The 13,371-nt window shown below is 50.1% G+C and carries 9 protein-coding genes; 7 read left to right on the top strand and 2 right to left on the bottom strand.

Annotated features, from left to right (window positions below):
- Window positions 1-117: 117 nt before the first annotated feature.
- Window positions 118-1,524, top strand: coding sequence for a sodium:alanine symporter family protein (locus HMPREF1246_RS08530; protein ID WP_009015329.1), 1,407 nt, complete (start codon window positions 118-120; stop codon window positions 1,522-1,524).
- 26 nt (window positions 1,525-1,550) lie between these two features.
- Window positions 1,551-2,483: a glutaminase A gene (glsA, locus tag HMPREF1246_RS08525; protein ID WP_009015328.1), complete on the top strand. Its 933-nt coding sequence runs from the start codon at window positions 1,551-1,553 to the stop codon at window positions 2,481-2,483.
- A gap of 67 nt (window positions 2,484-2,550) precedes the next feature.
- Here the strand turns inward: glsA and HMPREF1246_RS08520 are convergent, their stop codons facing one another.
- Window positions 2,551-2,784, bottom strand: a complete 234-nt coding sequence (locus HMPREF1246_RS08520; protein WP_014129168.1) for a helix-turn-helix domain-containing protein — start codon at window positions 2,782-2,784, stop codon at window positions 2,551-2,553.
- 318 nt (window positions 2,785-3,102) lie between these two features.
- Between HMPREF1246_RS08520 and HMPREF1246_RS08515 the strand changes: the two genes are divergently transcribed.
- The 5 genes from HMPREF1246_RS08515 to HMPREF1246_RS08490 all read left to right on the top strand — a co-directional run bounded on the left by HMPREF1246_RS08515 (window position 3,103) and on the right by HMPREF1246_RS08490 (window position 9,000).
- A complete protein-coding gene (locus HMPREF1246_RS08515) occupies window positions 3,103-3,705 on the top strand; it encodes a DNA-3-methyladenine glycosylase I (RefSeq protein ID WP_021737273.1) in 603 nt (200 codons plus the stop codon).
- Window positions 3,706-3,728: 23 nt separating this feature from the next.
- Window positions 3,729-4,607, top strand: coding sequence for a DMT family transporter (locus HMPREF1246_RS08510; RefSeq protein ID WP_035224678.1), 879 nt, complete (start codon window positions 3,729-3,731; stop codon window positions 4,605-4,607).
- A gap of 172 nt (window positions 4,608-4,779) precedes the next feature.
- Window positions 4,780-6,075, top strand: coding sequence for an O-acetylhomoserine aminocarboxypropyltransferase/cysteine synthase family protein (locus tag HMPREF1246_RS08505; protein WP_009015324.1), 1,296 nt, complete (start codon window positions 4,780-4,782; stop codon window positions 6,073-6,075).
- A 707-nt stretch (window positions 6,076-6,782) separates the two neighbouring features.
- Window positions 6,783-8,192, top strand: a complete 1,410-nt coding sequence (locus HMPREF1246_RS08495; protein WP_014129164.1) for a WG repeat-containing protein — start codon at window positions 6,783-6,785, stop codon at window positions 8,190-8,192.
- A gap of 367 nt (window positions 8,193-8,559) precedes the next feature.
- Window positions 8,560-9,000 (top strand): Hsp20/alpha crystallin family protein, encoded by a 441-nt coding sequence (locus HMPREF1246_RS08490; RefSeq protein ID WP_009015322.1) that lies wholly within the window; start codon window positions 8,560-8,562, stop codon window positions 8,998-9,000.
- Window positions 9,001-9,082: 82 nt separating this feature from the next.
- Here the strand turns inward: HMPREF1246_RS08490 and HMPREF1246_RS08485 are convergent, their stop codons facing one another.
- Entirely contained in the window at window positions 9,083-13,351 is a 4,269-nt protein-coding gene (locus HMPREF1246_RS08485) for an acyl-CoA dehydratase activase-related protein (RefSeq protein ID WP_021737269.1), read from the bottom strand.
- Window positions 13,352-13,371: the final 20 nt, after the last annotated feature.

The raw sequence follows: 13,371 nt of genomic DNA, 5'->3' as shown, positions 1-13,371 counted from the left end.
TTATAAATGCAATACCCCACATGCAGCATTCCAATTATCGCTGATGCCCCCGTTTTCATTATAATAGAAATGAAAATATTCGAACTATTGTTAAAACAGTGAAAAGGAAGTGCGAACATGGTAGAAATCCTTGATGCAATCGACAGTGTCCTCTATTATCCCATCCTGCTTGTGGTCATGGCCGCGGCCGGTCTTTATTTCAGCCTCCGCATGGGATTTGTACAGATTCACCGGCTCCCCGAGGGGATGCGTCTTGTCATGGCAAAACCGACGGATGAAAAGGGGACGAGCCCTTTTCAGGCGCTGATGGTCTCTTCGGCTGCCTGCGTTGGAACGGGCAACATTATCGGAATCTCTACGGCAATCTGCCTCGGCGGTCCTGGCGCCGTCTTCTGGATGACCGTCATGGCCCTTATTGGGGCCGCATCATCTTTTGTGGAGTGCACCTTGGCGCAGATCTATAAGCGGAAAAATTCCGATGGGACAAGCTATGGCGGACCGGCTTATTACATCGAAGATGCCCTCCACAACAAGACCCTTGCCACGGCTTTTGTTGTCTTTCTGCTTCTGACCTATTCTTTTGGTTTTAACCTTGTCTGCTCCTACAATGTACAGTCTACTTTCTCTGTCTACAGTTTCTATGATCCCAGCGTGACGCCCGCCATCATCGGGGCCATCCTTGCCATCTTGTGTGGGGCCTGTGTCATGGGTGGTGCCAAACGAATCGAAAAAGCGGCCAGTATCCTTGTGCCCTTCATGGGTGTGGCTTATGTCATTGTAACGGCCATCGTCCTTGTCATGAATCTTGGCATGATCCCCTATGTCATTTCCATGATCCTCGAAGACGCATTCAATTTCAAGGCTATCCTTAGCGGTGTAGCAGGCAGCTGCCTTGTCATGGGCATCAAACGCGGCCTGTATTCCAATGAATCAGGGGTCGGATCTGCACCAAACGCCGCCGCTTCAGCCATCGTATCCCATCCGGTCAAGCAGGGCCTCGTGCAGATGCTTACGGTCTATATCGATACGATCATCCTCTGCAATGCCACGGCCTTCATGTGCTTTGTTTCCGGTGTGGTCCCTACCAAGGAAGCCGCTGGTGCGGTTTGGGTACAAAACTCCCTTTTCAGCGAGCTGGGGCATTTTGGACCGCTCTTTATTACTGTGGCTATGTTGATTTTCTCCTTTACGACCCTCATCGGCAATATCTATTATTGTGAAAATGGACTTGCGTACCTGAATGGTAAGAAGATGCCGAGCCCGTCCTTCATGAGAGGATTCCACATCTATGCCATCCTTATTGTCTTTATTGGGGCCATCATTCCCATGACGGCAGCTTGGAGTCTTGCCGATATCACCATGGGCGGCATGACTCTCATCAATCTGCCGGCCTGTGTTGCCCTATCCGGCGTTGTCATCAAGGCCTACAAAGACTACGAAAAGCAAAAAGCACAGGGCCTTGATCCGGTCTTTAAAGCGGAATCCATCGGGATGGACCCCGAGGAACTTGATTTCTGGAAATAATTTCATTGAGAAAGGGGTTACACACTATGGCAGTTGACGTACAATCCATCTTGGAAATGGCTCTCGAAAAAGGACGCAACGTCCTTTATGAAGGTAAGGTGGCAAGCTACATCCCAGAACTTGCCAAGGCCGATTCGTCCAACCTTGGCGTCTGTCTCATGAAAAAAGATGGGACCATCTATAAGGCCGGGGATTACAACATTCCCTTCACCATGCAGAGCATTTCCAAGACTTTTTCCCTTATCTTGGCGCTTCAGACGGCGGGTTACGATAAAGTCTTCAGTAAAATTGGCATGGAGCCAACTGGTGATCGCTTTGACAGCATCCTGCAGCTGGAATTAAAGGATTGGCGTCCTTTTAATCCCATGATCAATGCGGGTGCCATCGTTACGGCAAGCTGTGTAGAAACGGAAGATCCCTTCGGCAGTTTCCTGGAACTTGTCCGTAAAGTCTGCAATAATCCTCGCATCAGTCTCAATGAAGAAGTCTATCAGTCTGAAAAACGAACGGGGACGCGGAATCGTTCCATTGCTTTTCTCCTAAAGAGCGACAATGTCCTTGATGGAGAACCGGAAGATATCCTCGATATTTACTTCCGCATGTGCTCTGTCATGGTAACGGCCAAGGATCTTGCCCGTTATGGTATGGTCCTTTCCAACCACGGCATCGATCCTGATACAGGTGAGCAGCTAATCGATCCCACCATTGTACGGATTGTGACGACCCTCATGATGCTCTGCGGCATGTATGATGAATCGGGCGAATATGCAGTTAAGGTCGGACTGCCTAGTAAAAGTGGTGTCGGCGGCGGCATCGTGGCCATTTCCCGTAAAGGGGTGGGCATTGGTACCTTTGGGCCGATGCTCAACAAAAAGGGAAACTCCGTCGGCGGTGAAAAGATTCTGCAGGTCCTTTCCCGGGAACTGGGGCTTCACGTTTTTGACCTGGCAACCTTCTGATGCTGAAAGGGCTCAGGACTTTCGAATAAAAAAGATGACCAGCTCCTTTGGGAACCGGTCATCTTTTTTATTCTTCCTCTTTGTCAGAACCGAATTGGCTGCCTCCGCTGGTGACCCATTTTTCAAGGTCAGAAAGCCGGAATTTCCACTGCTTTCCAATTTTGACTGCTGGAATGCCACGCTTTTCACGCAGCCAGGAACGAACCGTAACCACACTGACCCCTAGGTAATTTGCTGCCTGTTCAATAGAGACCCATTTATCCATGGGATCGACTTGATGCGTACTGTTTTCTTTGGGCATATGATTTCTCCCTCCCCATAAGTGCGTCTACTCTTCTGCCAGGCAAATCTTGGGCCTGACACGCTAAAATGGAACGATAGCTTCCAGGAGCTCCATCATCCCGGATGATAGCCATGATTTTTCTCATCAATAACGAAAGCTATCAAAGAATAGAGTCGTTTTTCATTCGCTATTATTATATACTGAAAGCCTAGTAAAAAACAATTATTATTTCGGAAAAAACTTGAACAAATAGTCTAAAAGGACACTTCTCGGGAAGCGGTTTTCTTTCCTGCCGACTCATGGTACAATGCGAAGAGAATCTTTTGGGAGGGCAACATGAGCTGTCACGCTTGGTGTACGATCAATCCGTTGATGAAGGCCTATCATGATCAGGAATGGGGCGTTCCGCTCCATGATGATCGGGCCCTTTTTGAATTCTTGATGCTTGAGGCCCTGCAGTGCGGACTGAGTTGGGATCTTATCCTCAAAAAACGGGAGGCCTTGAAAGAGGCATTTAGGGGGTTTGACCCTCTGACCATTGCCACTTTTGGGGAACGCGACGTGACCCGTATCATGGCCACGGACGGTGTCATCCATTCGGAACGCAAGATTCGTGCCGTCATCAAAAATGCCCGGGCCTATCTTGCCGTTGCCAAGGAATATGGCAGTTTTGACCGCTATCTTTGGGGGTATACAAAGGGAAAGACCCTCTTTTACAAAGGGCATGGGACAGGGACCCTCCCGACCGCCAATGGCCTATCCAGGGCTATCAGCCGGGACCTTAAGAAGCGGGGCTTTTCCTTTGTCGGACCTGTCACCATTTATTCCTATCTTGAAGCTGTCGGCGTCATCAACGATCATGATGAATCATGTCCTCGCTATCAAGCGCTCTTTAGCCTCAGCGATGCGGTCTGGGCCGATCCCTTTGAAGAAAGCTGACCTTTTTGGAAAGGACCACGATTATGAAAAAAACACATCAATATGGGGTGATGCTTGTTCTTGTTGGGGCAACGCTATGGGGAAGCAGCAGCAACAGTTTGGAATACCTCATGACTTATCAACATTTTTCCTGGGATACGGTCCTTGCAATCCGCATGGTTGTCACGGCCGCGGTCTTTCTTTTGATCAGCGGCCTGTGTGGGGAAAAGCTCCTGGAACCTGTCAAAAAGGATTTTTTGAGGCTCCTTCGCTTTACGGTCCTGGGTCTTTATACCATGCAGGTTCCTTTTACGATTGCCATCCATTACAGCAATGCAGCAACAGGAACGGTCCTGCAGTATCTCATGCCCGTTATCCTGCTGGGTTATTACCTTATTTTGGAACGACGGCGTCCTCGTCGGCGGGAAGCAGTGGCCGCTTTCCTTGCCATTGTCGGAACCTTCCTCATTGCGACAAAAGGGGAGGGAGCAGCGCTTGCCATCTCTCGGGAAGCCCTTTTCTGGGGCATCCTGAGCGCCTTTGGTATGGCATTTTATACGGCTTTCGCCGCCGATCTCCTGCACCGCTATCCGACCTTTCTGATTATCGGCTGGGGGAGCCTGGGCAACGCCCTGCTCCTTATGGCCCTCAATCATCCAACCCTTGAAGGGACCCTGTGGACGGCAGGTACCCTTGCCGCCTTTGGTATCATCATTGTCCTGGGAACCCTCATTGCCTATACGGTGTACCTTGAAAGCACGAAATATATCCCCGCCTCGGAAACCGGTGCCCTTGCGGCTTTTGAACCGCTGTCCGCTTATGCGGTATCCATCCTCTTTATGGGAAACCGCGTGGGTTTTGTGGAAATGGCGGGTGCCCTGTGCATCATGGTCATGGTATGGATGCTTTCCAAAAAGGCTTGATCAGATGAATCATCATACGACTCATCATACGAACGTCCAAGCAAACTGTAACATTTGGAATAGTCGAATCTTCCTTGGTGGAGAACTTGCCTAACTAGTTGACAGGTCATTTTGTACCCCCTATAATCAATTCATATTTTAAGACTATGAATTGACTATAGGGGGTATTGTGATGAGTGAAGGAAAAGCGTATCATTTTGAAACACTGCAGCTCCATGTAGGGCAGGAACAGCCGGACCCATCGACCGGGGCCCGTGCCGTACCGATTTACATGAGTACATCCTACGTCTTTAAGGATTCTGCCCAAGCATCGGACCGTTTTGCCTTGAAGGATGCTGGTTTCATTTACAGCCGGCTGGGGGATCCAACAAGCGATGTCCTTGAAAAACGCCTTGCTGCACTGGAAGGCGGCGTGGGAGCACTTGTGACCGCAACGGGGGCGGCGGCCATCAGCTATACCATCCAGGCCCTTTGCCATAAGGATGACCACATTGTGGCCGCAACAACCATCTATGGCGGGACCTATAACCTTTTTGCCCATACCTTGCCTGACTTTGGCATTGAAACGACCTTTGTCGATCCGACAAAGGGTTCATCCGTTTTTGAAGGGGCCATCCGGGAAAATACGCAGCTCCTTTACATTGAGACCGTAGGCAATCCGAATGCCAACCTCATTGACATCGGCGCCGTGGCGGAGATTGCCCATAAACATGGAATCCCCCTTGTGGTGGATAATACCTTTGCTACGCCTTATCTCGTCCGCCCTTTTGAGTTTGGTGCCGACATCGTTGTCCACTCGGCGACAAAATTCATTGGCGGTCATGGTACGACCCTGGGCGGGGTTATTGTGGACAGCGGCAAATTTGATTGGGCTGCATCGGGTAAATTCCCTTGGCTTGTGGAGGCAAATCCCAGCTATCATGGTCTGAGCTTTACGCGTGATGTGGGAGCGGCTGCTTTTGTTACTTATGTTCGGGCTGTCATTCTCCGCGACTTGGGAGCTACCCTGTCTCCTTTTGCGGCTTTTATGCTCCTTCAGGGAACGGAGACCCTTTCCCTGCGTGTAGAGCGGCAAGTGGAAAATGCCCTTAAGGTTGTCGACTTCCTTGCCCATGATCCCCATGTAGCCAAGGTGAATCATCCTTCCCTTGACAATCATCCCGATCATGAACTCTATCGGAGATATTTCCCCCATGGCGGGATCAGCATCTTTACTTTTGAAATCAAGGGCGGTCCAGAAGCGGCCCGTACCTTCATCGATCATCTGAAGGTCTTCTCCCTTCTGGCAAATGTAGCAGATGTGAAGAGCCTTGTAATCCATCCGGCCTCAACAACCCATTCACAGATGACGGAAGAAGAACTCCTTAGTTCAGGGATTACGCCGTCAACAATCCGTCTTTCCATTGGGGCGGAACATATTGATGATATCTTGGAAGATCTCAAAACAGGCTTTGCTGCCTTAGACTAAGAGTTTCTTGTTCGTCGTACAAATCGCGCCGATTCTTCAGATTACGGTGCCTTCATTGCTTACTTCTTATTTTAGGGACGCAATCGAGGATGACGATTCGTACGACGATACGTTCCTGATTGGGGGATACCTTACGCCTGGGCGCTCCCCCTCCTAACCACGTGTCGTCACCTCCCGCACCCAGCTTATCAAAGCGGAAGATTTTTTCAATCTTCGGCCCATATGGCCCCATCTACTTTGTCGCCCGCGACCTCAATCTCCTCGACGTACCGGCCTCTGGCCGCAAGGAAACTCACGCGTCGCCGCTTTGTTTTTGGAGGCACCGCTTCGGAGAACCTTTGCGCAACAGCTCCCGCGTCGCTGCGCTATCAGATTGCTGACGTCTCAGGTCCGCCGTCGTCGCTGAGGCCGGGAGCTCCTCGTATCTGGACCCATCTGATCCGAATTTGTAAAAAGCAAATGGAAAAAGACCATAAGTGGAAAACTAACAACTGCTTCCTAAATGAATCATAGCTGGGGGAAGATTGCTGCTGTACAGCAGTTGCGTTGTCTTTGTAAATAGCAAAACCATAGGAAAAGAGACTGCGAAGAAATGAACCGCTCATTTTTTTACCGTCTCTTTTTTTCTTGTCTGGCACGGGGCCTATCCTTCGTGATACAATAGGCGCAGAAGGAAGCCGTTTTTTGCATCGGAGGTGTTATATATTATGAAAAATAAAATCAAACGAGGGTTCCTGCTCCTTGTGGGACTCATGGCATGCGCTCATGCTGTGCTTGCAGCGGACCATTTGGCCATTGTGACCCAAAAGGGCAGGGCAGGCGTCATTGACCTGCAGGGACGAGTGGTTCTGCCCTTGGAATATAAAAAAATCGAAGTGGAACAAGGAGAAACAGATGCTGTCATCCTTGTTGAAAAGGATGGAAAATACGGAATGTATGACCGACAGGGCAAGGTCATCATCGCTCCAACCTTTAAGAAGGTGGGACCCTTCAGCGATGGAATGCTTGCGGCCCGGGACCGGGAAGGATGGACATTTTATGACCGTCAGGGCAAGGCCCTTGCTTCCCATTATGATGAGGTGGGTCCTTTTTCCGAAGGCCTTGCGGCTGTGAAAACGGATGGAAAATGGGGCTATATCGATAAACAGGGAGCTTATATCCTTAAGCCCCAGTATAGGAAGGCCCAGCCTTTTAAAGAAGGGTATGCAGCCGTCAAGCTTCAAGACCGCTGGATGTATGTTAAAAAAGACGGAACCGCCCTTCTTGTTGGAAAGGCAAAGACTGTCAGTGACATGAGCCAGGGCGTGGGCATTATCGATGGCAGCTGGCTTATGGACACAACGGGTGCCCGCTACGCCAAATTGAAGGCCTATGACTATGTTGGCTCTTTTGATGAAGGTGGATTGGCCCGTGTTGGGGTGAGGCGCCGTCACCGCTCTGTCTTTGACTATGTTTCCATTGGCTGGGGCTGGGGCGGACACTGGGGTGTCGGCTTCCCGGGCTGGGGCTGGGGTCCCTTTGATTTTGGCTGGGGCTGGAGCGATGCAGGATACCATCATCATGGATGGGGCGGCGGCATTTCTATCATTCCAGGGGAAGTCATCCATCCGTCGAACCTTTATATGGGTGCCATCAATAAGCAGGGGCAGGAAGTCATTCCCGCAAATTACCGGGCCCTATCACCTTTCCGTGAAGGCCGCGCTTTGATTGTTGACCGTGAAGGCCGCTTTGGGATGATTGACCGCAGCGGAAAAGTGGTCATCCCAGCTTCCTATGATGAATTGGGACCCTTTGAAAAAGACCGTGCTCCCTTTGCCTATGATAAGCACTGGGGATTTATCGACGAAACCAACAAGATCGTCATTGAAAACCGCTTTACGAAGGTGACCCCTTTTGTCTCTGATGCTGCAGCCGTTCTTGAAGGCGGGAAGGCTGCCCTTATTGACCGCAGCGGTGCAAATCTTGTCGCGCCCCAGGAGGCGTACAGTGACGTAGGGACCTATGCCCAGGATCGCTTTCCAGTTATGGATAAGAAGAGCGGGAAATGGGGATATATGGACGGAAAAGGAAATCTTGTCATTCCTTCAATGTATGATGAAGCTGGAATTTTTGACTAAGCATTACAAAAAAATAGAAATTATGTTGACATAAATGTGATATTGTGCCATAATAGTGCACAGCCATTCAAATGAGCTCGGCAGCATGCGGATACCGGGGAAACAAGGGACCTCGGATTCGCTGGCGCCCTGCATCGTACGATATTTTTCCCGGAACGGATTGGTTCCGGGTTCTTTTTTTTCGAAAAAAGTCAAAAAGATTAAAATAATTAGCACTCAACTATTGACAGTGCTAAAAAAGCGTGCTATGATAATCCCAGAACGAAGGAAAGGAAGCCCCCCCAGAAGGAGCAGGGTTCCTTTCCACCGTTCCAAGAAATGAAAAGACCTGTGTGAAGGCCGTAATATTTGATTGGAGGAATGACTTATGTTACTGCCGAGCATTTTTAATGACAATGTGTTTGATGATTTTATGGATGGCTTTGATTCCTTTATGGACCGCAGCGCCCTTTATGGAAAACATGGTAAGAACCTCATGAAGACCGATGTCCGTGATGTGGGTGACCATTATGAACTCGATATGGATCTGCCGGGCTTCAAGAAGGATGAAATCCATGCAGAACTCGAAAATGGCTATCTGACCATTTCTGCCGAAAAGAGCCTTGATAAGGACGAAAAGGACAAGGCAGGCCATTATATCCGCCGCGAACGGAGCTTCGGCCGTTCGAGCCGTACTTTCTTCGTCGGTGACGGTGTGAAGGAAAGCGACATCAAGGCAAAATATGCTGACGGGATCCTGAAGCTGTCGATTCCCAAGAAGGAGTTGCCGCAGTCTGAAAACAAAAAAATGATTGCCATTGAAGGCTGATCAAGAACGCTGGGAATTTTTTCCCAGCGTTCTTTTATGCAAAAAAATCGTGGGACCGGAGTTCCGGTTCCACGATTTTTATTTACAGCATAATCTCACCTTGGAAGGCTTCTTCTTTTTGTGCCTCTTTTCTTGGGGTGGGTGCCTTGCTGGTCTTGATATTTTCAACAAAAAGCAGGAGACGGTTCGTGACATTGACATCGCTGACGCCGCTATCAAAATCCAGACTCAGGAGGTTCATTTCCGGATAAAGGGTCTTGACCTTTTTTTCAATGCCCTTGGCGATGATGTGGTTGGCAATGCAGCCAAAGGGTTGGAGACTGATGACATTGGGAATGCCTCTTTTGGCAAATCCAATAACTTCAGCCGGCAGCAGCCAGCCTTCTCCAAACTGGGCAGCCATGTTGATAATGCCCTTGCCGTCATTGGCCATCTCGTAGATGTCTTCAAAAGGAGTGAAATAGGGGAAAGCACGGCCAATCTTGTTGACTTTATCGATGATCTTGACAATTTGGAGATAGATAAAATCCACCAGGAGATGGGGAATCCGGTCATGCTTGAGGTCAAACTTATCATTGGTCAGCCGATTGACGAAGGCCTGCATGAAAAAGGGCGTCATAAGGGGCGGCATCACCTCAATATGATGGTCCATGAGCCAGCCTGTGATATTCTTGTGGGCAAAGGCGTTGAACTTGAGGTAGATTTCTCCAACAATCCCGACTTGAGGCAGTTTTACATTGGGTTTGACGGCATCCGTAAATTCCTGGGCCGCTTCCTTGAGCAGTTTCAAAAGCCCCTTGGAATGGTTCTTTTCGATTTGCACCTTGGCGAGGTCGAGGTACTTGCTGCGCAGTTTTTCTGCCAATCCCTTCTTTTTTTCACGGACGACTGCAGCATTATAGAATTTTGACAGGCAGTCCGAGAAGAGGATGGTTGTAACCGTGATCTTAGCAATCTTCAGCCAGTTGATATGGAATCCAGGCTGATCGTTTTGGATACTGCTGCTCGTTGCAAGGGAAATGACAGGAACATCCTTGAACCCTGCAGAAACGAGGGCATGCTTGATCAGACCGAAATAGTTTGAAGCTCGGCACTGACCGCCCGTCTGGGTAATGGCAACGGCCGTCTTTTGAAGATCATATTTCCCTGATTTCAAAGCTTCCACGAAATCCCCCACAACAAGGGTTGCCGGATAGCAGACCTCGTTGTTGGCAAAGCGCAGGCCCATGTCGGCGGATAGCCCCGTGCTCTGGGGCAGGGTCTCTACGTGATAGCCCAAAACCTTCATGACAGACGGAATGAGCGGTGACAAGGTGGGGGTAAAGTATGGCGTCAGGATGGTGTAGTCCTTCATGCTCTTTTCAAAGCGCGGCGTGTCGATAAAAGGCTCGGCCCGACGTTTGCTGTCTTCATTGTAGCGAATGCTTTCCACAACGGACCGGACGCGGAGTTTCAGGGAGCCGATGTTCGATACATCATCAATCTTGAGGAGCGTCAGGGCTTTTCCATGGCGCTGCAAAAGACCGCGAATCTCATCTTGGAGGAAGGCGTCAGGTCCACAGCCAAAGCTTGTCATTTCCATGAAGTGGATGGTGTTGTCCTGACGGGCTACCCAGTCAGCGGATTTTAGGATGCGGTTGATATAGGCCCACTGCTTGATGAGGTACGTGTCGCTGATATCGATGGATTCGTTGCCTCGTACCAGGTCTTCGTTGATGACGTTGATGCCCATGGCGGCAATGGTGTCGCTGAGTTTATGTTGGACCAGGGGATCGGCATGGTAAGGCCGGCCTGCAAGGAGAATGGTGAGTTTTCCTTGTCGGCGGCTTTTTTCGAGAATCTCCTCGTTCTTTTCCTGGATCTTTCGGCGGTACTCTTCTTGGGCCTTGAGGGCGCTGGCAATGGCCTTATCGGCCGTGAAACGGTCAAAGCCAATATAGGAGAGGTATTTTCGGAGCTGCTTTTTGAGCAGCTTTTCGTCTTGGAAGTTGATGGGCGGAGCGTCGATGGGGATCTGTGTTTCCGTGACACTTTTGATGACGTCGGAGTACCCCGAAACAACTGGGCAGTTATAGCTGTTGATTTGCCGCTTATCATCCTGCTGTTCATAGATGACGTAGGGCATGAAGATCCGATTGACCCGCTTTTGGATGAGGTTCAGGATATGGCCATGGACAAGTTTGGCGGGAAAACAGATGTTGTCGCTCATCACGTCATGAAGCCCTGTCTCATAAAGGTGCAGGGTGGACGGGTCAGAAAGCTGGACCTTTAGGCCGCAGGACGTAAATAGGGCATGCCAGAAAGGATAGTCCTCATACATATTAAGGGTCCGCGGCAGCCCAATGGTGCGTTCCGCCTCCTCGTTGATGGGCCGGTTAAAGAGCAGATCGTACTTATAGGTGTAGATATTCTCACCAGGGGTCACATCATCGCCATTATTGGTAAAGTATTTTTCGCATTTGTTGCCCGAATAATAGATGGATCCATTATCGAATTGATACTTCTTGATGAGGCAGTTGTTTTCGCAGCCGTGACAGGTCAGCTGGGCATCCTTGAAGGAAGCAACATGGATCATATCATCTACGGTCGCCTGACCATGGCCCTTGGTTTTGGCATAAAGGGCACAGCCATAGGCTCCCATGATTTCAGGGATGTTGCTGCGATGGACCTTGGTCCCTGTGAGGATTTCAAAGGCCCGGACTACGGCATCGTTTTTCATGGTGCCCCCTTGGAGCACAATCTCATTGCCCAGTTCCTGTGGGCTCTTGAGTTTAAGGACCTTATACAGGCAGTTCTTCACAACTGAATAGGCAAGACCGGCCGCAATGTCTGCGCTGGTGACCCCTTCGCGAAGGCTTTGCTTGACTTTGGAGTTCATAAAGACCGTGCAGCGCGTTCCCAAATCGCAGGGATGATGGGCCTTGCAGGCGAGGTCCGCAAATTCACTGACGCTGTAGTTGAGGCCCTTGGCAAAAGTCTGGAGAAAGGTCCCGCAGCCGGACGAACAGGATTCATTCAGCTCCATGCGGTTCAGTACGCCGTGATCGACAAAGATGGCTTTCATGTCCTGACCGCCAATATCGAGGATGAAGGAAACCTTGTCGTTGATTTTCTTGGCTGCCAAATAGTGGGCAATGGTTTCGATGATGCCCGTGTTGAGGCTGAAGGCTGCCTTGATAAGGTCTTCGCCATAGCCTGTAGAGCAGCTTCCCATGATGCGGGGATTGGCCCCAACGGCCAGGCATTTTGTATAAAAATCGGCAAAAGCCTCACGCACCGCTCCCACGGGGTTGCCGTTATTGGGGCCGTAGTGGGTATAAAGGATGCGGTCGTTTTCGTCGGTCACGACAAGTTTCGTCGTGGTCGAACCGGAATCGATGCCGACAAAGACTTTGTCCGTATCTTTGGTCAGGGGCGACAGAATAATCTGGTCCGCTTCCTTTTCCTTTTTCCAGTCGGCATATTCTTTTTCATCATGGAAGATGGGTGGCACCGTATCGGTGACCCGGACAGCGTCCTTAGGAGCAGAAGCAATCCGGTCGCGGAGTTTCTGCAAGCTCGTTGACGGGGCGTCCTCTGCACTGAGGGCAGTCCCGTAAGCCGGGATAAGGTTTGCCTTATCGGGAACAATGAACTCTACATAGGGGACGTGAAGCGCATCCATCAAAGCTTTGCGGAGGCTCGGCATGAAGGTGAGCGGTCCGCCGCACAGAAGGATTTTCGGCTTGATTGTGCAGCCATGGGAAAGGGTCGTAATGACCTGTACAGCGACGGCATGATAGATTGACGCCGCAATGTCCTCACGGCTTACACCTTTACTGAGGAGGTTTTGGATATCCGTCTTGGCAAAAACGCCGCAGCGGGAAGCAATATAGTGGACGTGTTCCGCTTTTTCGGCAAGCTCGTTCAGTTTGTCAATGGGCACGTCAAGGAGTACGGCCATTTGGTCAAGAAAAGCCCCTGTCCCGCCGGCACAGTTCCCGTTCATGCGCAGGTCACACGTGCCATCGGGTTTGATGTAGACAATCTTGGCGTCTTCCCCACCAATATCGATGAGGGTGGCCACTTCAGGGTATTTTTCCTTGACAAATTTGGTCGCGGCGATGACTTCCTGCTCGAAAGCAAGCTTGAATTTTTCCGCAATCCCCATGCCAACGGAGCCCGTCACTTTGATTTTGACGGCCGCCTCTCCGATGGCTGCGGTAAGTTCGGACAGCTCTTCCTTGAGGACTCCCATGATATTGGCTTGGTGCCTCTTGTAACGGGAGAAAACAACTTGTTTGCTGCCATCCAGAACGACCATTTTAGCAGTAGTGGAACCAATGTCCAACCCTACTTGATAAGTACTCATGATACACCTCTAAAACAATA

The organism is Acidaminococcus sp. BV3L6, assembly GCF_000468835.1.
Lineage (GTDB): Bacteria > Bacillota > Negativicutes > Acidaminococcales > Acidaminococcaceae > Acidaminococcus > Acidaminococcus intestini.
This window is presented reverse-complemented; position numbering and strand designations above follow the sequence as displayed.